The sequence below is a fragment of the Arthrobacter sp. TJ-236 genome, assembly GCF_058269235.1.
The window spans coordinates 127,956-153,082 of the sequence record NZ_JBZCNI010000004.1 but is presented as its reverse complement, the minus strand read 5'-3'; the positions used below and the strand labels follow the sequence as shown (position 1 = coordinate 153,082).

Sequence of the window (25,127 nt, the reverse complement as noted above, 5' to 3'; positions counted from 1 at the left end):
GCCCGCTGACAGCTGCAGCGAGGAGGTAGCCGGCCAGGAGGCCCTTGCCAACGTTGTCGACGTGCGAATCAGTGTTGGGCCGGCGGAGGGGACGGCGGCTCAGGAACCGCCGTCGGCCTCTGAGCCGCGTCCGGCGACGATGAGGTCGACGACGGCCAGCAGCTCGTCGATGTCCCCCGGCGTGGTGCGGCCCGAGCCGGCGGAGGCGAAGAACGCGGCGTCGTAGTAGAGGCCGTCACCGAGCAGCTTCACGGCCCGCGCGGTGGTGCGGTCCCCGAGTTGCTGTTCGAGGGCGTCGAGCCAGCGCTCCTGGATGTCCGAGAGGGAGGCCTTCGCTATCGGGTGCCCCTGCTGGGCCAGCCGCGCCATGGAGACGAGTGCGCGGTCCAGCGGGCTGTCCTCGAACACGGACGTCCTGACGTAGTACCGGGCCGCGCCGTCGGCGGCGGCGGTCATGCCCGTGCGGTCCTTCTCGGCGAGCGCGTCCAGGCGGACGGCCAGCCCCTCGACGAGGGCCTCCTTGGACGGGAAGTGGTACAGCAGACCACCCTTGGAGACGTCGGCGGCGGCGGCCACGGTCTCCATGGTCGCGGCCCGTTCGCCGTCGCGGATCAGGGCGGTTTCGAAGCTGTCGAGGATGCGCTCGCGGGAACTGGACACCCCGTGATGATACCGGTCACGTTTGTTGTACTGTACCGGCTGGACGGTATAGCTTAGAAGCATGACAACACCACCTTCGCCTTCTGCACGCGTGTCCGAGGTGACCTCGCGTGCCGCCCACACCCCCCTCCCCGTCCGGGCCGGCCGCCGCGAGTGGTTCGCCCTCGCCGTGCTGATGCTCCCGGTGCTGCTGGTCTCGGTGGACAACACCGTCCTGAGCTTCGCCCTGCCGGAGATCTCGCGACACTTCGCGACGACGGGCACCACCCTGCTCTGGATCGTCGACGTCTACCCCCTCGTCCTCGCCGGCCTGCTCGTCGCGATGGGCAGCTTCGGTGACCGCTTCGGCCGCCGACGCCTGCTCATGATCGGCGCGGCCGGGTTCGCCGTCTTCTCCGTGATCGCCGCGTTCGCGCCGACCGCCGCCTTCCTCGTCGCCGCCCGCGTAGGGCTCGGCGTCTTCGGCGCCATGCTCATGCCCTCCACGCTCTCCCTGATCCGCAACATCTTCACGGACCGCAACCAGCGCCGCGTGGCCATCGCCGTGTGGGCCGCCGGCTTCTCCGCCGGCGCCGCCCTCGGCCCGCTGCTCGGCGGCCTCCTCCTCGAGCGCTTCTGGTGGGGCTCGGTGTTCCTCCTCGCCGTGCCGGTCCTCGTGCTCATGCTGGTCCTCACGCCCGCCGTCGTCCCCGAATCACGTGACGGCGATCCGGGGCCCGTGGACATCGCGAGCATCGTGCTGTCCATCTCGACCATGCTCCCCGTGGTGTACGCCATCAAGAACCTCGCCAAGGGCGGGCCCCTGCTCATCACGGTGACCGCCGCCGTGATCGGGATCGCCGCCGGGATCGCCTTCGTGGCGCGCCAGCTCCAGCGCCGCCGCCCCATGCTCGACGTCCGGCTGTTCACCGTGCGGGCCTTCACCGGCGCCGTGCTGGTCAACCTGCTGGCCATCTTCTCCCTGGTCGGGTTCTTGTTCTTCGTGTCGCAGCACCTGCAGCTCGTGCTCGGGTACTCGCCGCTCGCTGCCGGGCTCGTCCTCCTGCCGGGGCTCCTCATGACCATCGCGGCGGGTCTCGCCGTCGTGCCCCTGGCCCGCCGCGTGCCGGCGCACGTCGTCGTCCCGGTCTCGCTCCTGTTCTCCGCCCTTGCCTACGCGATGATCGCGCTGCTCGGTGACGGCGGGAGCGCGCACGTGCTCATGACGGCGTTCGTGATCCTCGGGATCGGCGTGGGTGCCTCGGAGACCGTGTCCAACGACCTCATCCTCTCCACCGTCCCGGCCACGAAGGCCGGCGCCGCATCCGCCGTGTCCGAGACCGCCTACGAGGTGGGCTCGGTGCTGGGGACGGCGGTGCTCGGGAGCATCCTCCTGGCGTCCTACCAGCGCCACCTGGTGCTCCCCGCGGGGCTCACCCCGGGGCAGTCCGATGCCGCGGGCGAGACCCTCGGTGGCGCGGTGGAGGTCGCCGGACAGCTCGACGGCGGTGCCGCTGCGCTCCTGCGCGAGTCGGCGTTCCACGCCTTCGACGGCGGGGTCACCCTCACCGCCGGGATCGCGGCGCTCCTCATGGTCGGCGCGGCCGTCCTCGCGGCCTGGAGCCTCCGCAGCCCGGCGGCGGCGCGCTGACCCGACGCCGGCCCCGCGTGACACCGCGTGACACCGCGCGGCTCGGGCTGACTGCGCCCACCGATCGGCACCGCGCATAGCCCGGCCCGGCGGTGGGCGCGCCCGTCGGTGACGTTGAGTAGGCTGATCGAGGCGCTTCTGGGGTGCCGCCGCCCGCGCCGCCCGCGGAACGGACTCGATGGCCGGGTACAGGAAGAGGACCAAGGATGCCGTTCCGGAGCAAGCGCACGCTCGAAGCCTGGCTGGAGGAGTTCAGGACCACCCGCGAGGGAGGATCCATGATCCGGGTGCTCCTGCAGGACGGCGCCGACGGCGGCGACACAGGACTCGTCGTGGTGCCGCTGCGCAACGATTCTCTCGAGCTCTACCTGCAGCCCCTCGACCCCGAGCAGTCGACCTGGGGAATCACACTGGAGCCACGGAACCTCGCGGCCCAACTCAGCGCCCCGGAGCTGCACGCCCTGGCCGCGGAGCTGCTGGTCGCCGCGTCCCTGTGCCAGTTCCTCGAGGAGAAGTCCGTGGGCCACGAGGAGCCCCGCGAGGACAACCCCGCGTTCGAGTAGCTCAGGCGGGGCCCGAGCCGACGTCCGAGTACCTCAGGCGGGGCCGGAGCCGAACCAGACGCGGACCGTCAGCCCGCCACCGGGCGTCCTGTCCAGAGCGAGTTTGCCCCCGTGCGCCTGGGCGATCCTCACGCAGGTGGCCAGCCCGATGCCGGCCCCCGCGGGGTCACCGTCCCGTTCGAGCCGCACCAGCGGCTCGAGCACGCGGTCGTAGTCCTCCGGCTCGATCCCCTTGCCGTTGTCGGCGACATCCAGGCGCCACACCTCGGGAGTGCCCGTGCCTGAGACGTGGACCTCGGGAGTCGACGTGGGGCGGACGTAGCACGCGGCGTTCGCCAGGAGGTTCTGCACGAGGACCCGGAGTTGCGCAGGGTCCGCCCGGCCCCGGAAATCGTCCCAGGTGATCTGCACGCCGTCCAGGTGGTGGCCGAGATCCGCCGCTGCCGCCTGCACCACGTCGGCGAGGGACACCGTCTCGAGGTTCGCCGTCCCGCCGATCTTCGAGTACCCCAGCAGGTTGTCCACCATCGAGGACATCCGGAGGGCGCTCGCCCCGATCCGGCGGAAATAGGTACCGGCCGGCCCCTCCTGGAGGTGCGGTTCCTCCTCGGCGAGCTCGACGAGGCCCACCACGCTGGTGATGGGGCCGCGCAGGTCATGGCTGATGCGCCCCGCGAACTCGCCGAGCAGCTCGTTGCTGCGCTGCAGCTCCTGCACCGTCGCGTCGAGCTGACGGGTGCGCAGCTGCAGGTCCAGGACGTCGATCACCTGCGTGGCCAGCGTCTCGAGCCCGGCGGCCTGCTTCTCCGTGAGATCCCCCGGCACCTCGTCGAAGATGCAGAGCGTGCCGAGCGGCACACCCTCCTTGGTCAGCAGGGGTGTGGTGGCGTAGAACCGCACGGCACCGAAACGTCCGTCCACGAAGGGATTGGTGGCGAAGCGCGGGTCCGCGGAGCAGTCCGCCGAGACGACCGTGTGTCCGTACTTCAGCACCTGTCCGCACAGGGAGTCCTCCCGCGCGCACATCAGTGGCTCGAGGCCCTGTGTCGCGATCTGGTGGAACTCGTCCTCGGTGATGACGTTGATGGCACCGTAGCTGGCGTTGCAGAGCTGGATGGCGACGTTCACGAGGTTCTGGAGGGACGCCGGAGCCTGCGACTCGGCGGCCTGCTGCGGTGCAGATCCTGCGGGCGCCACCGCACCGAGTGCCATCTGGAGGCCGTACCTCGAGATCAGATCGGCGTGGGCGGGCACGTGCGGCGACCGCTGGACCGAGGCCTGATCGGTCATTCCCGCGCCTCCACCTCGTCGCCGTGTGTTGTGATCTGGGTCCAGACTAGCGGCCCGCTCCCCCAGCCCGTCCGGCGGGCGTGCGGCGGACGCATGAAGGCGGAGGACCGCGCGGCCGGGATCGGGGACAATGGGGAGGTGACTGTCCTGACCGATCCCCCCGTCCTCGACGCCGATGCCGTCCGCCGTGAGGCCGGTCGGCGCCGCACCTTCGCCGTCATCTCCCACCCGGACGCCGGCAAGTCGACGCTCACCGAGGCCCTCGCCCTGCTGTCCCGCGCCATCCAGGACGCCGGCGTCACCCACGGCAAGTCCAGCCGGCACGCCACGGTGTCCGACTGGATGGGCATCGAACAGGAGCGCGGCATCTCGATCAGCTCCGCCGCCCTGCAGCTGACCTATCGCGACACCATCCTCAATGTCGTCGACACCCCCGGCCACGCGGACTTCTCGGAGGACACCTACCGGGTGCTCGCCGCCGTGGACTCCGCCGTCATGCTCATCGACGCAGCCAAGGGCTTCGAACCGCAGACCGTGAAGCTCCTCGCGGTGTGCAAGGCACGGAACATCCCCATCATCACCGTCATCAACAAGTGGGACCGGCCGGGTCTGGACGCGCTCGGGCTCATCGACGACATCGGCGAGCGCACCGGCATGACGCCCGTACCCCTCACGTGGCCCGTCGGCATCGCCGGGCACTTCCAGGGCCTGATCGACCTGCAGGCGGGCCGTACCCTCGCGCTCGAGGCGGTTCAGGCCGGGGCGCAGGCGGCCGAGGAGACGGACGTTGACATCGACGCCCTCGACCCGCGCGACGCCGGCGCCTGGCTCGACGCCCGCGAGGAGTCCGGGCTCGTGGAGTCCTCGAACGGCTCCTTCGACCGCGAGGAGTTCGAGGCGGCACGCCAGACGCCGGTCCTCTTCGCCGCCGCGGCGAAGAACTTCGGCGTCTCGCAGCTGCTCGACATCCTCGTGGACGTGGCGCCCTCACCCTCGCCCCGCCCGTCGAAGGAGGACGAGCCACGCCCCATCGACGCCCCGCTGTCCGGTTTCGTGTTCAAGGTGCAGGCCGGACAGGACAGCGCGCACCGCGACCACATCGCATACCTGCGCATCTGCTCGGGGACGTTCGAGCGCGGCATGGTCATCACGAACCAGCGCACCGGCAAGCCCTTCGCCACCAAGTACGCGCATCGCGTGCTCGGCCGCAGCCGCGAAGTGGTGGACACCGCGTGGCCGGGCGACGTCGTTGGGCTCGTGAACGCCACCAGCCTCCGCGTGGGTGACAGCCTCTTCTCCGAGCGGCCCGTGCAGTTCCCGGACATCCCGCGCTTCTCGCCGGAGCTGTTCGCCGTCGCCCGCGCCAAGGACCCGGGGCGCTACAAGCAGTTCCGCCGGGGCATCGAGCAGCTCGAGCACGAGGGCGTGGTCCAGGTGCTGCGCTCCAACCTGCGCGGTGACCAGGCACCCGTGCTGGCCGCCGTCGGGGCCCTTCAATTCGAGGTCGCCGCCGAGCGGCTCGGCACCGAGTTCAACGCCCCGACGTCCCTCGACAACCTCTCCTACTCCCTGGCCATGAGCGTGGCACCCGGCAGTGAGGGCGTCCCGGAGACGTTCCGCGGCGGGGAGATCCTGTACCGGTCCGACGGCGAGATCGTCGCGGTCTTCGGGGACAAGTGGAAGGTGGGGCACTTCCGGAAGGACTACCCCGACGTCGTCCTCGAAGCGATCGGCGCAGCCGTCGACCTCTGACCGATGGGATCGGGCCCTGTGCGAGCGGCAGTCAGTAGCTCCCGGACGCCCCGCCGCCGCTAAAACCTCCGCCGCCGTTCACGAACGAGCCCGAGGATCCCGAGCCGCCCGAGTACGGAGCCGGATTCGCGATGTAGAGCGGCAGCCAGGCGGCCGGGCTGCTGATGTCATCCTTGCCGCGGTGGTAGTAGCGGTACGTCCGGTAGGCCTCGCGCTGTTCGTCGGTGAGTCCGAGCTCGGGATCGGCGTCCTCGACGGCCCTGAGCTCGGCGTCAATCTCCCGGCGCCGCGTCCGGTGGTCGGCCATGATCGAGGCGATCGCGGCTCCGACGACGACGGCAGTCCCGCCGAGCACGAGGGCCAGCAGCGCCCAGTCGAACGGCTCCTCGGCAGGAGCGCCGCCCTCCGCGTACAGGTAGACCTCCTCGACGGCGTCCCCGAGGCCCCGGGCGTACTGTTCGTCGGCGGACGCCGGCTCGAGCAGATCCTCCACGACCTCCTCGGCGTCGTCGTCGCTGAAGGCATCGCGCACGCCGTCCGCGGTCTCGATCCGCAGCTCCCGCTCACCGGTGTCCGCGACGATCAGGACGCCGTTGTCCGCGCCGTCGTCACCCACACGCCATTCCGTCGCGGCGGTCCGGGCGATGTCCTCGATGGAACCAGCCAGGCCGTCGACGGTGAGGACGGCTACGCGCGCGGCGTCCGTGCGGGCGTTGAGGGCGTCGATCCGCGCGTCGAGCTCCTGCTCCTCGGAGTCCGTGAGGACGTCCGCTGCGTCGACGATGCTGCCCTGGTCCGGAGCGTTTGGAACCTCGGGCGCGGCCGCGTCCCCGCATCCGGTGAGCAGGAGCGCGCCACCCGGCGCGACGACGGTCACCACCCTGTGAGCTGCTCGAACCACCGTGGCATCCTCCCCACAACCCTGACGGCCGCTACGGACGGACAGTGTAGGCACTCCGGTACAGGGTGGGACAGGCGGGCATCAGGACTCGAAGTGCGTGTCCGGTGCCTGCTGACCGAGGGATGCGACCACCGATGCCGCCACGTCCGCCAGCTTCCTGTTCCGGCCGCTGGAGGCTGCCTTGAGGATGGTCATGGCGGTCTCGTGGCTGCAGTGGTTCTGGCCCATGATGATGCCGGCCGCGATGTCGATGATGGTGCGCGACTGCATGGCGGATTCGAGGTTCTCGGCGGTGCTGTTGAGATGCGCCAGGCGCACGGCCATGCGCAGGGCGCGCGATGCCTCGCGAGCGAGGTCCGACGCCGCAGCGATGTCCTTCTCGCTGAAGGCGTTCGGCTCGGGCGAGTACAGGTTCAGCCCGGAGGCGGCCATCCCGTCGAGCGGTATGGGAAGACCCACCGCCGATCGCAGACCGTGTTCGGCAATGGCTCGCGTGTACTCACCGAACCGGGTCTCCGTGCGGAAGTCGGACACGGTGTAGACCTGTCCCTCGCGCGCGGCACGCAGACACGGTCCGTCGTCGAACCGGTACTGCACCTCGTCCATGAGTTGCGCACGGTCCGAACTGCTGGCCACGGTGATCTTGGCGCGCGGTCGGAGAAGCGTGATCCCGCAGAGTACTTCTCGGTGTTCGGACCCGAAGGAGTCAGCTGCCAACTTCGCAAGACCGCCCAGGAACTCATTGATGTCGGCGCTCTCGAGGACCATGTCCTGCAGCATGCCCGGGAGGGAGACCTCATCGAGTACGCGATTGTCGACCATGCCACTGCGCCTTCCGGAAAGGGCGAAGGCCGCGGGGAGCGGCGTGTGATGCCACGTTACCAAGTGCCGCCCGTCGGGTGGAGACCTTCTTGCAGCCGTGCGCTCACGTTGCCAGCACCCCGGACAGGCGGTGAGCCGGTGTCCGAGGTGCTCCCTCACCTGCTAAGAGGCGAGCCCCGGAGGGGTCACGCCGCCGGAGCAGGCGGCGCCCGGCTCGCGGGTCTGCTCGCCCTGGATGTACTTGTCGAGGAACGTGACGAGGCGCGGGTCGTCCGCGGAGTCGACCTTCAGCTGAAGACCCCAGGCGCTGGCGGCGACGGGCGTGTCGAGATCCGGGTACGGGCTGAGCAGTACGTAGGAGCGCGAGCCCACGATCTCGGTCAGCCGGTCGATCCCCTCCTGCCCGATGTCGGGGTTGTAGGCGATCCACACAGCGCCGTGCTCGAGGGAGTGCACGGAGTTCTCGTTGGGCACGGGTTCGGTATAGACGCCACAATTGGTCCAGATGGGGCTGTGGTCGCCGCCGACCGGAGGGGACTGCTCGTACTCCACCGGGCCCTCGACGTGGTTGAACGTGACGTCCGGGAAGGTCTCCACGCCAGAGATGTCCTGCGAGGCCGCTGCTTCACGGACGCGGTTGTCCTGGATCTGGCCGACGATGACGATGGTCACCGCGATGATGATCGCCAGGACCACGGCGCCGATCCCCCCGAAGATGAGGGCATTGCGCTTCCGTTCGCCCGCTCGCTGCTCCGCCTGGATGGCGGCCAGACGGGCCTGACGGTTTTGGTTCTCCTGCGATCGCTTCTTGTTCAACGCGAGTGCCCTTCGGTACTGGTACGGCTGCGGCGTTCGCCGCGGATCGGTAGCGCCGGGATCAAATGTACCGGCGGGTGGGCCCGGCCCCTGAACCGGCACCCGTGTGCGGGTGCCCGGACCTCAGGGGCCGGGGGGACTACAGGTCGGCGAGCATGGTCTGCATGAGGTCGATCTCCGACTGCTGCCCCGACTGGATCTTCGTGGCGAGGGAGCGCACCTGCTCGGTCTCGGCGAGTTCGGCGCCCGCCGCAGCCATGTCGACGCCCGCCTCGTGGTGACTGATCATCAGGTTGAGGTACAGACGCTCGGCGTCCTCACCCTGGGCGGCGCGCAGTTCGTCGAGTTGCGCCTGGGTGGCCATGCCCGGCATCAACCCCTCCGGCGTGAGCATGGACGCGGCGTCGCCCGAGGAGCTTCCGGACATGTCCATGTCCATGCCGCCGTGCTCGCCCGAGGCCTCCGCCATCCACGCCATCTGCGGCTCGGAGGTGCTCTGGGGAAGCCCCCATTCCTCGAGCCAGGCATACATCTGGCCCGCCTGGCCCTGCTGTGTCGTCACGATGTCGTACGCCACGGCCCGGAGGGTCTCGTCGTCGACCTTGTCTCGGACGATCATCGACATCTCGACCGCCTGCGTGTGGTGCACCTGCATGTCGCGGGCGAAACCCGCGTCGGCGCTCGTGGAGTCCGGGTAGGTGGGACCGGCCGAGACGCGGCCCGCCGTGAAGGCGAGGGCGAAGAGCCCGAGCACCATGACCCCGCAGAGGATCAGGAGCACGAGTTTCTGCCACCGGGCGAGCGAGAGGGTCATGAACGTCCTAGGGTCGGGGATCTGCCGCAGAGCCACCGTACGGCACACCGCTGGGCGTTCCCTCAAAGAAGGTGGCCGAACCGGGAATACCCATAGCGGTTCGACTGCTATACCCCCTGAGGGTATCGTTTCATCCATGCAGGGAGCCACATCATGACCACCGAGAGGGGCACCGACACGATCGTCGACACGATCGTGCAGACCGGTGCCGCACCCCGATCCGCCGAGCCGACCGCGCCCCACGGCTACACCGCGGACAAGGACGCCTACCTCAAGCGCCTGCGACGCATCGAGGGCCAGGTGCGCGGGATCGCCCGGATGGTCGACGAGGACAAGTACTGCATAGACATCCTCACGCAGGTGTCGGCCGTGACCAAGGCGCTGCACGCCGTCTCGATGGGCCTCCTCGAGGAGCACATCGCGCACTGCGTGGTGGGTGCCGCCCAGGAATCACAGGTGTCCGGCTCCACCGACGCCGTCCAGGAGAAGGTCCAGGAAGCCACGGCCGCCATCGGCCGGCTGCTCCGCTGATCCCCCTGCACACACCGACCGAACCGAAATAACCGACCGACCGACCGAATCCAGGAGACACACCATGAGCACCACCACCATCGGCATCACCGGCATGACCTGCGGCCACTGCGTCAGCGCCGTGAAGAGCGAGCTCTCGGAGCTCCCGGGCGTCGAGACCGTCGACGTCGACCTCGTCAACGGCGGCACCTCCACCGCCACCATCTCCTCCTCCGCACCACTGGATGCCGCGTCCCTCGAGGGCGCCGTGGCCGAAGCCGGCTACACCGTGGTGCCCGCCGGAGCCTGACATGACGGCTCTGCAGAACCAGCTCCCGGCACACGGGGCGGACGCCGACGCGGCCGCGCCGCGCGTGGTCGAACTCTCCATCCAGGGCATGACCTGCGCCTCCTGCGTGGGCCGCGTCGAGCGGAAGCTCGGCAAGCTCGACGGCGTCGAGGCGAGCGTGAACCTGCCGCTCGAGACCGCCGTGGTGCGGGTGCCCGCCTCCGTGACGGATCAGGACCTCATCGACACGGTGGTCGCCACCGGGTACGGCGCGCACGTGGTGCGGCCCCAGCACGACGGCGGACACGACGGACATGATGAGCACGGCCACACGCCGTCGCTCCTCGGCGCGCGGCTGACCCTCGCGGCCGTACTCTCCGTGCCGGTGCTGCTGATCTCGATGGTCACCGCGCTGCAGTTCGCGAACTGGGGCTGGGTGGTGCTCGCGCTGTCCCTCCCGGTGGTCACGTGGTCGGCCTGGCCGTTCCACCGCGCCGCCGCGATCAACGCCCGCCACTTCTCCTCCACCATGGACACGCTCGTCTCCATCGGGGTCACCGCGGCGTTCCTCTTCTCGGCGTGGCAGCTCGTGGCGGACCCGACCATGACGCAGCACGCCGGGATGGCGGGCATGGACATGACGGAGCACTCCCTCTACTTCGAGGTGGCCGCCGTCGTGGTCACGTTCCTGCTGCTCGGCCGCTTCCTGGAGGCGCGTGCGAAGCAGCGGGCCGGCAATGCCCTGAAGTCGCTGCTCAGCCTCGGCGCCAAGGAGGCGCACGTGCTCCGCACCGTCGACGGCGAGCGCACCGAGGTGACCCTCCCGGCGAACGCCATGATCCCCGGGGACGAGTTCGTGGTCCGCCCGGGCGAGAAGATCGCCACCGACGGCGTGATCACGGAGGGCTCGAGCGCCGTGGACACCGCCCTGCTGACCGGTGAGAGCATCCCCGTGGAGGTCGGCACCGGCGATACCGTCACCGGCGCCACCATCAACACCTCCGGCAGGCTCGTGGTCCGGGCGACGCGCGTCGGCTCGGACACCGTGCTCGCCCACATGGGGCGTCTGGTCAGCCAGGCGCAAAGCGGCAAGGCGACGATCGCCCGGCTCGCGGACCGCATCAGCGCGGTGTTCGTGCCCGTGGTGCTCGTCATCGCCGTCGTGACCTTCGTGCTGTGGCTCGCCCTCACCGGCGACCTCGATGCCGCGTTCACCGCCTCGGTGACCGTCCTCGTCATCGCCTGCCCCTGTGCCCTCGGGCTCGCGACGCCCACGGCGCTCCTCACCGGCACGGGCCGTGGCGCGCAGCTGGGCATCCTCATCCGCGGACCGCAGGTCCTCGAGGACACCCGCACCGTGGACACGATCGTGCTGGACAAGACGGGCACGGTCACCAGCGGCATCATGACGGTGGACGACGTCGTCGCCCTCGGCGACGTGCCCGCCGACGATCTGCTGCGCCTCGTCGGTGCGGTGGAGTCCGGCAGCGAGCACCCCATCGCCCAGGCGATCGCCCGGCACGCCGCCGCGGCGGGCCGCCTCCCCGCGGTCGCGGACTTCGCGAGCGCCCCTGGAGGAGGCGTCCGTGGCATCGTGGACGGCGCCGTCGTCATCGCCGGGCGCGGCACCTGGCTGGAGGACAACGGCATCCGGCCCACCCCCGGGCACTCGGCCGCCTTCACCGCGGCCGAGGACGCCGGGACGACGGCGGTGTGGGTCGCCGTGGATGGCGCCGTAGCCGGCTTCGTGACGCTCTCCGACACCGTCAAGGACGGCTCCGCCGCCGCGATCGGCCGGCTGCGGACACTCGGGCTGAGGCCCGTGCTGCTGACCGGGGACAACCGGGCCGTGGCCCTGCAGGTCGCCGCCGCCGTGGGCATCGCTGCGGAGGACGTGCACGCCGGGGTGACCCCCCAGGGCAAGGTGGACGTGATCCGGGACCTGCAGGCGACGGGTGCCACGGTCGCGATGGCCGGCGACGGCGTGAACGACGCCGCCGCGCTGGCCCAGGCCGATCTCGGTATCGCGATGGGATCCGGCACGGACGTGGCGATCGAGGCGGCCGACCTCACCGTCATGGGCAACAGCCTGGAGCAGGTGGCGCAGGCCATCGAACTCTCCCGGCGGACCCTCGGGACCATCAAGGGCAACCTGTTCTGGGCCTTCTTCTACAACGCGGTGGGCATCCCCGTCGCCGCGTTCGGCCTGCTGAACCCGATGCTCGCGGGAGCGGCGATGGCAGCGAGTTCCGTGCTCGTGGTCGCCAACTCGCTGAGACTGCGGAACTTCGGCAAATAGCGGGTTGACGGGGCCGCCCGTGTCAGGGTCGGTCCATGGGTCAGGACGCACCAGTAGCGAACGGGCAGGACCGAGGGCCCCTCGGTCCTGCCTACTGGCGTCTGTGGACGTCCTCCGGGCTCTCCAACCTGGCCGACGGCGTCTTCAAGATCGCGCTGCCGCTCCTCGCCATCCAGTACACGCAGTCCCCCACGCTGATCGCCGGGCTGTCCATCGCCGCGACCCTGCCGTGGCTCCTGTTCGCGCTGACGGCCGGTGCACTCGCCGACCGCCTGGACCGGCGTCGGCTCATGCTGGCCGCGAACCTGTGCCGGGCCATCCTCCCGGCCGCCCTGGTGGCCGTGATCCTGCTGGATCCCGGCTCCCGGTGGGCGCTCTACGTCGGCGCGCTGCTGGTCGGCGTGGCCGAGACGCTGTACGACACCTCGGCGCAGTCGATCCTCCCGCAACTCGTGCGCCGCGATCAGCTCTCCCGCGCCAACGGCAGGCTGTACGCCGTGGAGCTGACCACCAACCAATTCGTGGGGCATCCCCTGGGCGGCTTCCTGGTCGCCGCCGGAGTGGTCGCCGGGTTCGCCGTGCCGGCCGCACTCTGGCTCGCCGCCGTCGGGAGCCTGTTGCTGGTCCGCGGTAGCTTCCGGATCGGACGCGAGGTGCGGGCCACCCTCCGCCACGACGTCGCCGAGGGCCTGCGCTTCCTCTGGCACCAGAAGATCCTCCGCACGCTCGCCGTCATGACGGGGGTCTCCAACTTCGCCTCCAATGCGGCGTTCGCCGTCCTGGTGCTCTTCGCCGTGGGGCCCGGTTCCGCGATGGGACTGAGCGAGGTGGAGTTCGGCGTCCTGCTGACCACCGCCGCGCTGGGGTCCATCGTCGGGTCCTTCGTCGCCGAGCGGATCGAGGCCGCGCTCGGACGCTCGTGGGCGCTGGCCGCGTCCGTCGTCGGCTTCTCGGTGTTCATCGGAGCCCCCGCGCTGACCACCAGCCCGTACGCGCTGGGAGCGGCGCTCTTCGTGGGCGGCGTCGCCGTCGTGCTGTGGAACGTCATCACCGTGTCCGTCCGCCAGCGCATTGCGCCCGACCGCCTGCTCGGCAGGGTCAACAGCGCCTACCGCCTGCTGGCGTGGGGGTCCATGCCGCTCGGCGCCGCGACCGGCGGAGTGCTGGCGCAGTGGCTGGGGCTGCAGGTCATGTTCGGCATCATGGGCGTGCTCGCTCTCTCGCTGCTCACCCTCATGCCCTTCTTGACGGACGCGGCGATCGACGCCGCCGACGTCGAGTCCTGACGCGCGCTGGTCAGCGGGCGGTGCTCCCGGTCCGTTTGTGACCGGCCAGGGCGGCGCGGATGTCGCCCTCCTCGTGACCACCCTTGTCCTTGCCGAAGGGCAGCACCTTCAGCAGCGGGTGGATGACGGCCATGACGACCGCGCCCCAGATGGCGCCGACGATCGCGGAGCACAGGGTGTTCACGATCCAGGCCAGAGCGCCGCCCACGGCCGCGATGCCGACGAACGGCTCCTCGAGGGAGTGCACCAGGTCGTAGGGCGCGTGCCAGCCGAGATCGTAGGCGCCCTGCAGCATGATGTGCCCGCCCACCCACAGCATGGCCACAGTGCCGACGAGGGTGATGAACGCCAGGACCTTCGGCATGCCCTTCACGAGCGCTGCACCGAAACGCTTGGCGCCCGCCGAGTCCTTGGTGGTGAGGTGCAGGCCGATGTCGTCCATCTTGACGATCAGCGCGACGGCCCCGTACACCACGACCGTGATGAGGATCGCGACGACCACGAGGATGAGCGCGCGGGACCAGATGGACTCGCTCGCCACCTCGTTGAGCGAGATGACCATGATCTCGCAGGAGAGGATGAAATCGGTGGTGATGGCGCCCTTCGTGACCTTCGACTCCGCCTCGGGTCCCTGCTCCACCGCGGGCTTCTTCTCGTCGTGGTGGGTCGGGTGGAGTTTGTGCCAGACCTTCTCGGCGCCCTCGTAGCAGAGGTAGGTACCGCCTGCCATCAGGATGAACGGGATGATCCCCGGGATGAACGCGCTGATGAGCAGCAGCGCCGGCAGGATGAAGAGGAGCTTGTTCCGCAGCGAACCCCAGAAGATGCGCTTGATCATGGGGAGCTCCCGCGAGGGATCGGCTCCGGAGACGTACTGCGGGGTCACGGCGGCGTCGTCGATGACCACGCCGGCGGCCTTGACGCTGGCGCGGGCCGCTCCGGCGGCGACGTCGTCCACCGACGCCGCGGCGACGCGGGCGAGGGCCGCGACGTCGTCGAGCAGGGCGAACAGACCGCCGCTCACAGCGCCACGCGAAGCGTGATGAGCGTGCGATGACCTTGTCGTTCGAGCAAAATCGGCATGCTCGGAGTATAGAGCGGACGGCGCGACGGCGTCGGCGGCGGAAAGGTCGAGCGGATGTCATCGACGTCGTTACTCGCGGCGTCCTAGCTCTTCGGAGGATCGAGCAATTGCGCCTGCAGCCCCTGGAGCAGGATCGTGATGCCCTGGTCGAGTTCCGCTTCGCCGTCGTAGCCGAGCAGCAAGGGGGCCAGCTCGCGCAGGTAAGGGAAGTCCTTCTTCGGTAGCCGGTGCAGCCCCAGTCTCAGACCGAGCTCATCCTCGTCCGGGTTGACGACGAACTCCTCGAGCTCGTTCAGGATGTGACCGATGAGGAAGCCGTAATAGGCCCGGTACGCATGAAGGGCAGCTGCAGGGCTGAAACCGGCGCCGCTGAGGACGGCGAGGATCCGCTCGAGCGGACGCAGGACACCCAGCGGGCGCAACCCCATCGGCGTGGACAGGGGACGTGTCACGAGAAGTGGGACGACGTGGCGGTGCGCGAGCACGAGCGTGCGGAAGTCATGTGCGGCCTTCCGCAGCTGGTCCTCCCAGGAGAAGGAGTCCTCGGAACGCGCTACATCCCACTCCTCGAGCAACAGCTCGGTGATCCCGTCGAGCAATGCATCCCGGTTGGCCGCGTAGCGGTAGAGAGCCATCGGGTCCTTGTTGAGTTCAGTGCCCAGTCTGCGCATGGTCAGTGCCTCCAGACCGTGTGCGTCGACCAGGTCCAGGGCAGCCTGGAGGACGACCGCGCGGTTCAGCCTGCCCTCCCGCTGGTCTGATGTGGTCGCCGCGGCGCCGTTGCCGCTTCGGGGTGGGTCCTGGGTTCCGGGCAGGTCGGCGGATCGGGATGCGTCGATCGGTACCTCAGGTCTGCTCACGTGTTCCCTCACGTCGGGTGTCATCAATGGCTTGCCGCCTTCTCCCCCGCGCTGTAACCTCTACGCTGTAGCTACTACAGCATAGCTACTACATTGTAGAAGGGAACCTGGAGGCGCTCTGAGCATACTCCCGGCTGTTGCCAGGACAGCAGCCTGACGAGCCCGGGCCGACCACCGATCCCACGAGGGAGACCATGAATTCGTATGCGCGTGCGGGCAATCCCGATCGGCCGGGTGCGCCCGGCGGTCCAGGTCGATCAGCTGCGGTTCCCGACCCCTCCGAACGAACCAGGCAGGACGTCGACCTCGCGCCCGTCATCGCAGCAGCCCGGCGGACCACGGCCGACATAGCCGTCATCACGGACGCGTCACGCAGCATCCTCCATGTCTCCGCCTCGTTCTGCGCGATGACGGGATACGAGGCGACGGACATGATCGGGCGCGACTGTCGGATCCTGCAGGGAGCGGGAACGGACAGGAAGGTCACAGGGCACCTGTCGGACGTGCTGTCCTCGGGCCAGGCGTTCCATGGCGAGTTGCTGAACTACCGGAAGGACGGAACCCCGTTCTGGACAGAGCTGAGCATCATGCCGCTGCGCGTCGGCGGCGGCCACCAGGTGAGCCACTTCGTGAGTGTGCAGAGCGACATCAGCAACAGGGTTGCCCAGCTCGGGAAGTTCCAGGTGCAGGGCTTCCACGACCACGCCACCGGGCTCCCCAACCGGACAGCAGCTGAGCAGGCGGTGGCCGAGGCCGTGGGGATGCCCGCGGGTCAGAACACGACCGTCGCCGTCGCCCTGATAGACCTCGACGGCTCCCGCCTGGTGCACAACACTCTCGGGCACGCTGCCGGGGATTCGCTGCTGAAACAGTGGGCCACCCGGTCGAAGGCCCTGCTCCCGCCCGGTGACATCCTCGCCCGCATGGGTGGGGACGAATTCTTGCTCCTGCTCCGCAACATCTCCCGGCACACCTCGACCCGGGACGTCCAGGAGATCCTCGACCGCTTCCACCGCGCCGTCGAAGAACCCTTCGTGCTGGGAGGCCGGGAAGTGCGCATCGGCATGAGCCTCGGAGTGGCGCTGGTCCCAGCCGACGGGGTCGACAGGCGCTCGATCCTGAGCAGTGCCGACCAGGCGCTGGACGCCGCCAGGAACCGCCCGCCTCGGGATCCGTCCTGGTGGAGTTTCGCCGGCGGGCACCATTCCGAACGCCGGAACGCGCGCATCGGGCCGAGCGGACACGGCGTCGGGTCCGGGACGGACACAACGATCGCCGACCCGATCGCCGACGGCACGCTCCCCCGGCGTCCGGCCGTTGATCCCGGGACTGTGCGTGAGGCCGTGTCCAATGGCGGCATCGTGGTGCACTTCCAACCCGTGGTGGACCTCCGGGACGGGTCGGTGCACCTTCTCGAGGCGTTGGCACGGCTGAAACTGCCATCCAACCAGATTGCCCACCCGGACGAATTCCTCCCCCACCTCACCATTGAGGACCAGAACCGGTTGTTCGGGGGCGTCCTCGAACAAGCGCTGGACGTCATCGCATCCTGGGACCGCCTGGGGGTGCACCACGACGTCTCCGTCAACCTGCCCCCCGAGATCCTGCACGACGAGTGCCTGCCGCGGCGCATCGACGAGCTCCTGCGCAGCCGTGACATCCGACCCGACAGGCTGGGCCTCGAGCTGCTGGAATCACAGGACATGCAGCTCGATGCCCAACGCGCCGCCTTGCAGGAACTCACCGCTCTCGGTGTGGGCCTCGCCATGGATGATCTCGGCTCGGGGTACAGCAGTCTGCAGCGGCTGTCCTCCTTCCCCTTCGATGCCCTCAAGGTGGACCGCGGGCTGCTCCAGGGCGTCCACGAACGGCCCTTGGAAACGCTGAGCATGATGGCGACCCTCATCCAGCTCGGCCGCGACTTCGCCATGGACGTGGTGATCGAGGGGTTGGAGGACCTGGACCTCACCGAAGCGGCCGCGATCCTCGGAGCGCCGCTGGGTCAGGGCTACTTCTTCACACGGCCCATGACCGCCGAAGAGTCCTTCCGCTGGGTGTCGTCCTTCGACTACACGCTCGACGGGTCGACGCCGCAGACGGCACTCGGTGCGCTCGCCTACCACTGGCAGTTCGCCCGACGCGCCGCTCCGCACCCTCTCGAGCTGGAGAAATGCCCGTTCTCCGTGTTCCTGGAACGCAGGGAGGCGGGGCCCGGCATACTACGGGAGCACGCGCAGCAGCACCTGGCGCAGGGCGCGCGCGAGACCTCGAGCAGTTCCCTCATCCGATGGATCATCGGCCTTGTGGCGCAGCACGAGGAGCCGCGCGACGCCGGGACACGACGCGCGGTCGTCGCGAGCGATGAACCCTGAGCGAGGGGTGAGCGAGGGGCGACTACGGTCGACGGCCTCCTGGCCGCCCTGTGCGCACCTTTCGTCGCTGGTGGCTCGGACGGATGAGACGCCGAGGGAGACCACCCGCAGCGTGCTCACGAGGGAGCTCGACCTCAGGTCCCGGCGGCGACGTCGTCCACCGACGACGCTGGCGGCGGCCGAGGGCACGGGGACACTGTGCCGATCGGCTTTCGTGTGGTGGTAACGGTGTCACCCGCCAGGGCGACGTCGTTCGCCGCGTCCGGAGCGACCATCCGGGACGGGCGCGCGCCTACCGGGCGCCCGCCCGCGCAGCCACGAGTGCCGCAAGGCGGTCGAGGTCTGCTCCGACCAGCTGGACGTCGCGGTCGAACTCGTCGTCACTGAGGTCGAGTTGCCGGACGGTGAAGACCACCTCGGCGCCGAGCGGGTGAGCCAGGACGCGGAAGGGGTTGGTCACCACCGTTCCCGACGGCAGCGTGACGTCGTGGTCGAGCACCCCGAGGCCGTTCCGTTCGACGAAACGGACCACCACCCGGCCCATCGGGGACTCGACGTACAGCAGCTCGCCGTCCTGGACCACCTCGGAGGTCGCGAGACCGGCAGCCCAGGCCGCGAGGTTGCCGGGGTCCGAGGCCACGGCGTAGACGGCCTCCGGCGGCGCGGCGATGACACGGCTGACATGTTGACTTCGCATGGTGCCAGCCTCGCACCCACCTCCGGGGTCCGGGAAGGGCCGGGTCCCGGCCGCTCAGACCCGCGGGAGCGGCTCCACGGGGTTGGGCCTCTCCACGATCGCCGCGTCGGCGTCGTCGGAATCCGTGGAGCGCAGCTCGTCCACGCGCACGCACACCACGCCGGCCACGATCAGGAGCCCGCCGAGGAGCTGCACCGCACCCGGCAGTTCGCCGAGGATCAGCCAGGCCGCCAGCACCGCGAACATCACCTCGGTGAGGGCCACGAAGCTCGCAACCTTCGAGCCGAGCCGCTGCGCCGCGAGGATGCCCGTGACGTAGGCGGCGACCGTCGCGACGAGCACCAGCACGGCCACCGGGACGAGCCAGCTCACGGTGTGCCCCGCGAGCTGGACGTCCTCGAACACGAAGCGGAACGGCATGATGTTCGTGAGCCCGAGGACCAGGATGACGGCGGAGGCGACCACCATGCCGCCGCCCGCCATGACCAGCGGTGGCAGGGTGTCGTCGATCTTCGCGGACATCACGAAGTAGACCATCAGGCAGACGGCGGCACCGAGCCCGTAGAGCACGCCCACCGGGTCCAGCCGGGCGTCCCCCGCGAGGTCGAGCACCAGGAGGAGCCCGAGGATCGCGATCACGGAGCCGATCATCGTGAGTGCGTTGGGGCGCTTCTTCGAGCGCAGCCAGAGGTAGCCGACGAGGAGCACGGGCGCGAGGTACTCGAGCAGCAGCGAGACGCCGACTGACATGCGCTGCACCGCGTTGAAGTAGAAGAGCTGGCAGAGGGCGATCGCCGTGGTGCCGTAGATGATCACCGTCAGCGCGTTGCCGCGCATCGCGGACCAGCGTCCGCGCAGGGCCATCAGCACCGGGACCAGGAGCACGACGGCGGCGCCCCCGATACGCAGCCCGACGGCGGCGCCGGGGCTCCAGCCGATCTCGAGGAGCGACTTGGCGAAGGGTCCGGAGACGCCGAACGTCGCAGCGGACAGGATGGCGATCCAGAGACCGGCGGCGGGACGCATGTCCGCTCCTTTCGGGTACGCTCGTGCTGCACAGGTGTCAGGAGCGTTCGGTAGTGATGGTCGTGACACTAGAGGAGCATCATGTCAGGAGTCAACATGCTTTTCACCTATGACACCGAGGTGGCGCTCTCCTCCGCGGCAGCGCTCATCAACACCGCCCGGGACGACGTGGACCCCCTGGACACTCTCGACGGACTCGACCGCTTCCTCGACGAGCAGCGCTTCAGCGGCTCGCGCACCCACACACGCGCGGAGCTCGACGCCGTCCGGGAACTCCGCACCGAACTCGAGCTGATCTGGTTCGCGGAGGAGGACGACGCCGTCGCGCACGTCAACGCGATCCTCCGGCAGCACCACGCACTCCCTCAGCTCGTGCGCCACGACGAGTGGGACTGGCACCTCCACGCCACCGGGCCGGAGGCCCCGCTCGAGCAGCGCATGGCCACCGAGGCCGCCATGGCCCTCGCCGACGTCATCCGCGGCCATGAACTCGACCGCCTGCGCGCGTGCGCGGCGGAGGACTGCGACGGCGTGGTGCTGGACCTCAGCCGCAACCGCTCCAAGCGGTTCTGCGACACCGGCAACTGCGCCAACCGCACACACGTGAAGGCCTACCGGGCGAGGAAGGCGCAGACCGCGTCATGAGGCCCGGGCCGGCGCCGCGCGGTCCTACGCTGGGCGCATGACCTTCTCGCCCTCCACCCTGTTCATCACCGGCGGCAACTCCGGGATAGGCCGCGGCCTCGCCGAGGCGCTGCACCGGCGCGGCGTCAGGGTGATCATCGGCGGTCGCAACGCCGCCGGCCTCATGGAGGTGGTGGCGGCGAACCCCGGCATGGAGATGGAGCTCGTGGATGTCGGCAACGCGGAGTCGGTGTACGACGCCGCCGCGCGCATCGCGGAGCGTCACCCCGGGCTCGACGCCGTGATCAGCAACGCCGGTGTGCAGCGCCTCATCGACTTCACCGAAGCACCCGTGGACCCTCGGCGGCTCGACGAGGAGATCGACACCAACCTCAAGGGCGTGCTGCACATGGCCAACGCCTTCGTGCCGCTGCTCCGCCTGCAGGCCTCCTCCACGTTCGTCAACGTCAGCTCGGGCCTGGGCTTCGTCCCGCTGACCGCGGCGCCGGTCTACTCCGCGACGAAGGCGGCGGTCCACTCGTTCACGATGTCGCTGCGGCACCAGCTGCAGGGCACGGGTGTGGACGTGGTCGAGCTGATCCCGCCGGCCGTCGCCACCAACCTGCACCGCGGCCAGACCCGCACGCCGCCGGGCGTCATGGCGCTGGACGATTTCATCGCCGAGACGCTGCGGGGGCTGGACCGCGGGCTGGAGGAGATCGCCGTCGGCGGGGCCAAGCGACTGCGGGCGGGGTCGAGGATCGCGCCCGCGCGCTTCGTGCAGCTGATCAACCAGCGGCGCTAGAGGCCCTCGTGGCACGCAGTGCACCTGAGCCGCTGATCCTCGGCGTGCGCCTGCTCCCCGATGGTCGGCCGTCGTAGGCTGACCGGATGTTCTCCTTCATCGGCAGGCTCCCGCAACCCGCGAAGACGCTCTACGTCCTGATCTTCCTCGGCTTCGTGGTCCTGTTCGTCACCTTCGTGATGGATCTTGATGAACTGCAGCGGTACGCCTTCGTGGGGGTGGGCACCCTGTTCGTCCTGCTGGGTCTCTCCGCGAGCCTCAACATCAACGGCACCGCCGACGGCATGGCCACCGCCATCAAGGAGTACCGGCCCATGGGCGCCGACTACTCGCGGTCCTTCCTCTCCACACCCCTGTACGCGCGACTGTTCGGGGTCATGGCGGTGGTGGTCGGATCGGCCTTCGCCGTGACGGCGCTCGTCCTCCCCGACCTCCTCTGACCCACCCGACTCGACGGGCGCTTCGGTCAGGTGCCGGTTCGGCCGGCGTCAGGCCCCGCTCACCGCGCACCGGTGGGAGGGTCGTCATCGGCGGGGGTGCCCGGAGGCTCGACGTCGTCGGCGCAGACCGAAGGCCAGGACCTGTCGCTGCGCGTCGGGACCGACCGCCAGGTTGGCGTAATCGGGTTACGAGAGGGGGAAGGTGGCGTACGCCCCCGCCTGCTGGATCACGTCGGAGAGGGAGAGGTGGTGGCGTTGGTCGCCGCCGCCGATGCCCACCAGCCGCGCGTCCGGTTCCGCCAGTGATTCGAGGATGATGTCGGCGTCGACGAAGCGGCTGTTGGGTACGTCCTCGACGACGAGCGGGACGGTGCCGACGGGGCCCCGAGGTGCCCCTCGATGAACTCACGAGGGAGGCCAACAGCGGGTGGAGGGAGAGGCTAGAAGTCCTGGTCGGGCAGGCGCTGACCGTACCGGGGCTCGCCCTCGGCGTCCTTCGCCGGCGCGGGAGCGGCTGTCGCCCCCGGGGCCTGCGGCTTACGGTCGGGCTTCGACGAGGAACGGTTGACGCCCGAGCCCTTCCCGAGGTGCTCGGGGTTCGGGGTCTCCGCCATCATGAGCATGGCGCAGATCACGAGCGAGACGATGAAGGCGATGCCGCCGGCGGTCAGCCCGAGATCGTACCGCAGCACCTTGTTGCCGCCGCCGGTCGCGAAGATCGAGGTCGCGACGCCGGCCACCAGACCGAGGACAGCGGAGAAGAGCAGTGGAGCCTTGATGCCGTAGCGGAAACGGCCCTGCCTGGGCGCTCCCGGCTGACGCTTGGCCACGGGCACTCCTTTTCGATCGACCTGACTTCTACGCGGCGTAGAGACCTCAGTTTACGGTGTCCTGCTCCCCGTGCGTCCCGGGAACGGCGGATGCGCTGAGCGCGGAATCGTGCCGGTAGCTCAGGGCCGCGATCCCGAGCACGACGGCGGTCAGCAGCGCTCCGCCGCCGGTCACGCCGAGGAGGGCGTGCGGACCGAGCGGCTCGACGAAGGGGAGGATCAGCCCGGTGGCGATGCCCACCACGCCGATGGTGATCAGGTCCCTCCCGGCCGGATGCGTCCGGGTGCCGAGCCCTCGGACGAGTTCGGCGATACCACCGACCACGAGGGCGACGGCCCCCGCGAAGGCGAAGCTGCGATCGTCGACGAAGACGAGGCTCGCGATGCCCGCTCCGAGGAGCAGGCCCGCCCCGACGTCGGTGAGCAACCGCGAGGACCGACCCCAGCGCTTGAGCCGGTGGGTCCAGAGGTAGGCCGTCCCGGTGAGCAGCAGGTACGCGCCTCCGAGCAACGACATGGTGAGCGTGGACGGCTCGCGGATGAAGATGGTGACGAGCCCGAAGACCGCGCTGACCACGGACCGGGTCAGGAAGGGCTTCCACACCTGCAGGGCAGCGGGGTCGGCGCCCGGCGCGGGCGAGGCAACAGCCATCGGAAGGACCTTTCAGGTGTGGCGGACGGAGCAGCCCGGCAGGTCGAGTTTAGTTCTTCTGAAGGGGGTACTGGTCGGCCGTCCCGCAAACGTGGTCCAAGCGGCTACAGGTCCGAGAGGACGGCGATGAACTCGTCGGCCCGGGCGAGAGTCTGCATCATCGTCTCCCGCCGTTCCACCGCCGCAGCCCTGAAGGCCGCAAGCCGGGCGCGGAGGTCCGCCTCCGCGGAGCCGTCCGGGTGTTGCCGCAGCGCGTCGAGGATCGACAGCAGGTCCTTCATCTCCTCGAGCGTGAAACCCAGCGGCTTCATCCGCCGGATGACCATCAACCGCTCGACGTCGTGCTCGGTGTACACGCGGAAGCCGCCCTCGGTCCGTGCCGTGGCAGGAAGGATACCGACGTCGTCGTAATGCCGGATGGTCCGGAGCGACAGCTCCGTCCGCTCGGCGACCTCGCCGATGTGCATGACGCGCTGCTCCATGGGACCGTTCCCTTCCGATTGAACCCTCACCTTACGTGAGAGTAGGGTTGAACGAGTGTCAGCGATCCCAGCACCCCTCGGCCTCACTCCGCTCCAGCGCCAATCGGTGCGGCGGACACTCCGTACCCCGCGCCTCCTGAAGACCGAGGTGCTGGCCGGGCTCGTCGTCGCCCTCGCCCTGATCCCCGAAGCCATCGCGTTCTCCATCATCGCCGGGGTGGACCCGCGGCTCGGCCTGTTCGCGTCCTTCACCATGGCGGTCACCATCGCCTTCCTCGGTGGCCGCCCGGCGATGATCTCCGCCGCGACCGGCGCCGTCGCCCTCGTCATCGCGCCGCTGGTCGCGAGTCACGGCGTCGACTATTTCATCGCAGCCGTCATCCTCGGGGGCACGTTCCAGGTGATCCTCGGTGTCACGGGGGTCGCGCGCCTCATGCGCTTCATCCCGCGCTCCGTGATGGTCGGCTTCGTCAACGCCCTGGCCATCCTCATCTTCCTGTCCCAGGTCCCCGAACTCGTGGACGTGCCCTGGCTGGTCTACCCCATGGTCGCGGTGGGACTCGTCATCGTCTTCGGACTTCCCCGCCTCACCGCCGTCGTCCCCGCGCCGCTCGTCGCGATCGTGGTCCTGACGGTCTTCGCCGTCCTCGCGAACGTGCTCGTCCCCACGGTCGGGGACAAGGGCGAGCTGCCCGAGAACCTGCCGTCCCTGGTCCTCCCGAATGTGCCGCTGACCCTCGACACGCTGCAGATCATCGCCCCGTTCGCGCTGGCACTGGCCGCCGTCGGGCTCCTGGAATCCCTGATGACCGCGAAGCTCGTGGACGACATCACCGATACCCGCTCGAACAAGACCCGGGAGTCCTGGGGCCAGGGCGCGGCGAACATCGTCACCGGATTCTTCGGGGGTATGGGCGGCTGCGCCATGATCGGCCAGACCATGATCAACGTGAAGGCCTCCGGCGCCCGCACGCGCATCTCCACCTTCCTGGCCGGGATCTTCCTTCTCGTCCTCGTCGTCGTCCTCGGCGACATCGTGGCCCTCATCCCGATGGCGGCCCTGGTCGCCGTCATGATCTTCGTGTCGATCGCCACCTTCGACTGGCACAGCATCCAGCCCTCCACTTTGAAGCGCATGCCGAAGAGCGAGACCACCGTGATGCTCTCCACGGTCGTCGTCACCGTCTGGACCCACAACCTCGCCATCGGCGTCGGCGTGGGCGTCCTGGTCGCGATGGTCGCCTTCGCCCGCCGGGTGGCGCACTTCGTCACCGTGACCCGGACCGAGGACACCGAGGACACCGAGGACGGCGAGCGCCACGCGACGTACACGGTGGACGGTGAGCTGTTCTTCGCGTCCTCGAACGACCTCTACACGCAGTTCGAGTACGCCACCGACCCGCATCGGGTGACCATCGACCTGCACGGCTCGCACCTGTGGGACGCATCGACCGTCGCCGCGCTCGATGCGATCCAGGAGAAGTACCGCAGCCACGGCACCGAGGTGAGGGTCGTGGGTCTCAACGAAGCCTCCACCACCATGCGCGAGCGCCTGGGCGGCACGCTCGGCGTCGGTCACTGATCGTTCGCCCGGCCGCATCGGGATACCCGTTCTGACCACAA

At 69.6% G+C, this 25,127-nt stretch carries 25 protein-coding genes; 12 read left to right on the top strand and 13 right to left on the bottom strand.

The genetic code is table 11. The features are described from left to right. Nucleotides 1-99: 99 nt before the first annotated feature. Complete coding sequence (locus tag AC4D16_RS15390) at nucleotides 100-660, bottom strand: TetR/AcrR family transcriptional regulator (protein ID WP_490955610.1); 561 nt, start codon at nucleotides 658-660, stop codon at nucleotides 100-102. Between the two features lie 61 nt (nucleotides 661-721). On the opposite strand from AC4D16_RS15390, the gene AC4D16_RS15385 reads away from it, so the two are divergent. Both AC4D16_RS15385 and AC4D16_RS15380 read left to right on the top strand, forming a co-directional pair. Then, nucleotides 722-2,290, top strand: a complete 1,569-nt coding sequence (locus AC4D16_RS15385; protein ID WP_490955609.1) for an MFS transporter — start codon at nucleotides 722-724, stop codon at nucleotides 2,288-2,290. A 206-nt stretch (nucleotides 2,291-2,496) separates the two neighbouring features. Beyond that, a complete protein-coding gene (locus AC4D16_RS15380; RefSeq protein WP_490950094.1) occupies nucleotides 2,497-2,853 on the top strand; it encodes a hypothetical protein in 357 nt (118 codons plus the stop codon). Nucleotides 2,854-2,886: 33 nt separating this feature from the next. Here AC4D16_RS15380 and AC4D16_RS15375 read toward each other — a convergent pair whose 3' ends face one another. Continuing rightward, entirely contained in the window at nucleotides 2,887-4,143 is a 1,257-nt protein-coding gene (locus AC4D16_RS15375; RefSeq protein WP_490955608.1) for a GAF domain-containing sensor histidine kinase, read from the bottom strand. Nucleotides 4,144-4,281: 138 nt separating this feature from the next. On the opposite strand from AC4D16_RS15375, the gene AC4D16_RS15370 reads away from it, so the two are divergent. Then, on the top strand, nucleotides 4,282-5,895 hold the full coding sequence (locus AC4D16_RS15370) for a peptide chain release factor 3 (RefSeq protein ID WP_490955607.1): 1,614 nt from the start codon (nucleotides 4,282-4,284) through the stop codon (nucleotides 5,893-5,895). 31 nt (nucleotides 5,896-5,926) lie between these two features. Here AC4D16_RS15370 and AC4D16_RS15365 read toward each other — a convergent pair whose 3' ends face one another. The 4 genes from AC4D16_RS15365 to AC4D16_RS15350 all read right to left on the bottom strand — a co-directional run bounded on the left by AC4D16_RS15365 (nucleotide 5,927) and on the right by AC4D16_RS15350 (nucleotide 9,248). Next, a complete protein-coding gene (locus AC4D16_RS15365; protein WP_490950091.1) occupies nucleotides 5,927-6,796 on the bottom strand; it encodes a TPM domain-containing protein in 870 nt (289 codons plus the stop codon). An 81-nt stretch (nucleotides 6,797-6,877) separates the two neighbouring features. Next, complete coding sequence (locus AC4D16_RS15360) at nucleotides 6,878-7,618, bottom strand: ANTAR domain-containing protein (protein WP_490955606.1); 741 nt, start codon at nucleotides 7,616-7,618, stop codon at nucleotides 6,878-6,880. 162 nt (nucleotides 7,619-7,780) lie between these two features. Then, on the bottom strand, nucleotides 7,781-8,434 hold the full coding sequence (locus AC4D16_RS15355) for a thioredoxin-like domain-containing protein (RefSeq protein ID WP_490955605.1): 654 nt from the start codon (nucleotides 8,432-8,434) through the stop codon (nucleotides 7,781-7,783). A 139-nt stretch (nucleotides 8,435-8,573) separates the two neighbouring features. After that, nucleotides 8,574-9,248: a DUF305 domain-containing protein gene (locus tag AC4D16_RS15350; protein ID WP_490950088.1), complete on the bottom strand. Its 675-nt coding sequence runs from the start codon at nucleotides 9,246-9,248 to the stop codon at nucleotides 8,574-8,576. A gap of 153 nt (nucleotides 9,249-9,401) precedes the next feature. Here AC4D16_RS15350 and AC4D16_RS15345 point away from each other — a divergent pair, with 153 nt between their 5' ends. The 4 genes from AC4D16_RS15345 (at nucleotide 9,402) to AC4D16_RS15330 (ending at nucleotide 13,632) form a co-directional block, all read left to right on the top strand. After that, a complete protein-coding gene (locus AC4D16_RS15345; RefSeq protein ID WP_490955604.1) occupies nucleotides 9,402-9,779 on the top strand; it encodes a metal-sensitive transcriptional regulator in 378 nt (125 codons plus the stop codon). A 64-nt stretch (nucleotides 9,780-9,843) separates the two neighbouring features. Beyond that, entirely contained in the window at nucleotides 9,844-10,068 is a 225-nt protein-coding gene (locus tag AC4D16_RS15340; RefSeq protein WP_490950086.1) for a heavy-metal-associated domain-containing protein, read from the top strand. Between the two features lies 1 nt (nucleotide 10,069). Then, nucleotides 10,070-12,346, top strand: a complete 2,277-nt coding sequence (locus tag AC4D16_RS15335) for a heavy metal translocating P-type ATPase (RefSeq protein ID WP_490955603.1) — start codon at nucleotides 10,070-10,072, stop codon at nucleotides 12,344-12,346. 35 nt (nucleotides 12,347-12,381) lie between these two features. Continuing rightward, nucleotides 12,382-13,632 carry an MFS transporter gene (locus AC4D16_RS15330; RefSeq protein ID WP_490955602.1) on the top strand — a complete coding sequence of 417 codons (1,251 nt, stop codon included), beginning with the start codon at nucleotides 12,382-12,384 and terminating at the stop codon, nucleotides 13,630-13,632. 10 nt (nucleotides 13,633-13,642) lie between these two features. Here AC4D16_RS15330 and AC4D16_RS15325 read toward each other — a convergent pair whose 3' ends face one another. Both AC4D16_RS15325 and AC4D16_RS15320 read right to left on the bottom strand, forming a co-directional pair. After that, entirely contained in the window at nucleotides 13,643-14,656 is a 1,014-nt protein-coding gene (locus AC4D16_RS15325) for a DUF808 domain-containing protein (RefSeq protein WP_490955601.1), read from the bottom strand. Between the two features lie 143 nt (nucleotides 14,657-14,799). Then, nucleotides 14,800-15,456 (bottom strand): TetR/AcrR family transcriptional regulator C-terminal domain-containing protein, encoded by a 657-nt coding sequence (locus AC4D16_RS15320; RefSeq protein WP_490950137.1) that lies wholly within the window; start codon nucleotides 15,454-15,456, stop codon nucleotides 14,800-14,802. A gap of 314 nt (nucleotides 15,457-15,770) precedes the next feature. Between AC4D16_RS15320 and AC4D16_RS15315 the strand changes: the two genes are divergently transcribed. After that, nucleotides 15,771-17,948, top strand: coding sequence for a putative bifunctional diguanylate cyclase/phosphodiesterase (locus AC4D16_RS15315; RefSeq protein ID WP_490955600.1), 2,178 nt, complete (start codon nucleotides 15,771-15,773; stop codon nucleotides 17,946-17,948). A 292-nt stretch (nucleotides 17,949-18,240) separates the two neighbouring features. Here the strand turns inward: AC4D16_RS15315 and AC4D16_RS15310 are convergent, their stop codons facing one another. Both AC4D16_RS15310 and AC4D16_RS15305 read right to left on the bottom strand, forming a co-directional pair. Then, a complete protein-coding gene (locus tag AC4D16_RS15310; RefSeq protein WP_490955599.1) occupies nucleotides 18,241-18,645 on the bottom strand; it encodes an SRPBCC family protein in 405 nt (134 codons plus the stop codon). A 54-nt stretch (nucleotides 18,646-18,699) separates the two neighbouring features. Then, nucleotides 18,700-19,671 (bottom strand): EamA family transporter, encoded by a 972-nt coding sequence (locus AC4D16_RS15305; protein WP_490955598.1) that lies wholly within the window; start codon nucleotides 19,669-19,671, stop codon nucleotides 18,700-18,702. Nucleotides 19,672-19,767: 96 nt separating this feature from the next. Here AC4D16_RS15305 and AC4D16_RS15300 point away from each other — a divergent pair, with 96 nt between their 5' ends. The 3 genes from AC4D16_RS15300 to AC4D16_RS15290 all read left to right on the top strand — a co-directional run bounded on the left by AC4D16_RS15300 (nucleotide 19,768) and on the right by AC4D16_RS15290 (nucleotide 21,540). After that, nucleotides 19,768-20,316: a CGNR zinc finger domain-containing protein gene (locus tag AC4D16_RS15300; protein WP_490955597.1), complete on the top strand. Its 549-nt coding sequence runs from the start codon at nucleotides 19,768-19,770 to the stop codon at nucleotides 20,314-20,316. A gap of 37 nt (nucleotides 20,317-20,353) precedes the next feature. Further along, on the top strand, nucleotides 20,354-21,100 hold the full coding sequence (locus AC4D16_RS15295; protein WP_490955596.1) for an SDR family oxidoreductase: 747 nt from the start codon (nucleotides 20,354-20,356) through the stop codon (nucleotides 21,098-21,100). A gap of 86 nt (nucleotides 21,101-21,186) precedes the next feature. Beyond that, nucleotides 21,187-21,540: a hypothetical protein gene (locus AC4D16_RS15290; protein ID WP_490955595.1), complete on the top strand. Its 354-nt coding sequence runs from the start codon at nucleotides 21,187-21,189 to the stop codon at nucleotides 21,538-21,540. A gap of 440 nt (nucleotides 21,541-21,980) precedes the next feature. Here the strand turns inward: AC4D16_RS15290 and AC4D16_RS15285 are convergent, their stop codons facing one another. From AC4D16_RS15285 to AC4D16_RS15275, 3 genes are all read right to left on the bottom strand, one after another. Then, nucleotides 21,981-22,370, bottom strand: a complete 390-nt coding sequence (locus AC4D16_RS15285) for a hypothetical protein (RefSeq protein ID WP_490955594.1) — start codon at nucleotides 22,368-22,370, stop codon at nucleotides 21,981-21,983. Between the two features lie 46 nt (nucleotides 22,371-22,416). After that, a complete protein-coding gene (locus AC4D16_RS15280; RefSeq protein ID WP_490955593.1) occupies nucleotides 22,417-23,022 on the bottom strand; it encodes a DUF308 domain-containing protein in 606 nt (201 codons plus the stop codon). A 104-nt stretch (nucleotides 23,023-23,126) separates the two neighbouring features. After that, nucleotides 23,127-23,504, bottom strand: a complete 378-nt coding sequence (locus tag AC4D16_RS15275; protein ID WP_490950065.1) for a MerR family transcriptional regulator — start codon at nucleotides 23,502-23,504, stop codon at nucleotides 23,127-23,129. Between the two features lie 55 nt (nucleotides 23,505-23,559). Between AC4D16_RS15275 and AC4D16_RS15270 the strand changes: the two genes are divergently transcribed. Next, nucleotides 23,560-25,086 (top strand): SulP family inorganic anion transporter, encoded by a 1,527-nt coding sequence (locus AC4D16_RS15270; RefSeq protein ID WP_490955592.1) that lies wholly within the window; start codon nucleotides 23,560-23,562, stop codon nucleotides 25,084-25,086. Nucleotides 25,087-25,127: the final 41 nt, after the last annotated feature.

Coding starts and splice junctions, on each gene's coding strand:
- AC4D16_RS15345 (WP_490955604.1), top strand. CDS start 9,402: ATGACCACCGAGAGGGGCACCGACACGATCGTCGACACGATCGTGCAG.
- AC4D16_RS15315 (WP_490955600.1), top strand. CDS start 15,771: ATGAATTCGTATGCGCGTGCGGGCAATCCCGATCGGCCGGGTGCGCCC.
- AC4D16_RS15380 (WP_490950094.1), top strand. CDS start 2,497: ATGCCGTTCCGGAGCAAGCGCACGCTCGAAGCCTGGCTGGAGGAGTTC.
- AC4D16_RS15335 (WP_490955603.1), top strand. CDS start 10,070: ATGACGGCTCTGCAGAACCAGCTCCCGGCACACGGGGCGGACGCCGAC.
- AC4D16_RS15310 (WP_490955599.1), bottom strand. CDS start 18,645: ATGCGAAGTCAACATGTCAGCCGTGTCATCGCCGCGCCGCCGGAGGCC.
- AC4D16_RS15360 (WP_490955606.1), bottom strand. CDS start 7,618: ATGGTCGACAATCGCGTACTCGATGAGGTCTCCCTCCCGGGCATGCTG.
- AC4D16_RS15375 (WP_490955608.1), bottom strand. CDS start 4,143: ATGACCGATCAGGCCTCGGTCCAGCGGTCGCCGCACGTGCCCGCCCAC.
- AC4D16_RS15295 (WP_490955596.1), top strand. CDS start 20,354: ATGACCTTCTCGCCCTCCACCCTGTTCATCACCGGCGGCAACTCCGGG.
- AC4D16_RS15385 (WP_490955609.1), top strand. CDS start 722: ATGACAACACCACCTTCGCCTTCTGCACGCGTGTCCGAGGTGACCTCG.
- AC4D16_RS15290 (WP_490955595.1), top strand. CDS start 21,187: ATGTTCTCCTTCATCGGCAGGCTCCCGCAACCCGCGAAGACGCTCTAC.
- AC4D16_RS15340 (WP_490950086.1), top strand. CDS start 9,844: ATGAGCACCACCACCATCGGCATCACCGGCATGACCTGCGGCCACTGC.
- AC4D16_RS15330 (WP_490955602.1), top strand. CDS start 12,382: ATGGGTCAGGACGCACCAGTAGCGAACGGGCAGGACCGAGGGCCCCTC.
- AC4D16_RS15350 (WP_490950088.1), bottom strand. CDS start 9,248: ATGACCCTCTCGCTCGCCCGGTGGCAGAAACTCGTGCTCCTGATCCTC.
- AC4D16_RS15280 (WP_490955593.1), bottom strand. CDS start 23,022: ATGGCTGTTGCCTCGCCCGCGCCGGGCGCCGACCCCGCTGCCCTGCAG.
- AC4D16_RS15300 (WP_490955597.1), top strand. CDS start 19,768: ATGCTTTTCACCTATGACACCGAGGTGGCGCTCTCCTCCGCGGCAGCG.
- AC4D16_RS15305 (WP_490955598.1), bottom strand. CDS start 19,671: ATGCGTCCCGCCGCCGGTCTCTGGATCGCCATCCTGTCCGCTGCGACG.
- AC4D16_RS15275 (WP_490950065.1), bottom strand. CDS start 23,504: ATGGAGCAGCGCGTCATGCACATCGGCGAGGTCGCCGAGCGGACGGAG.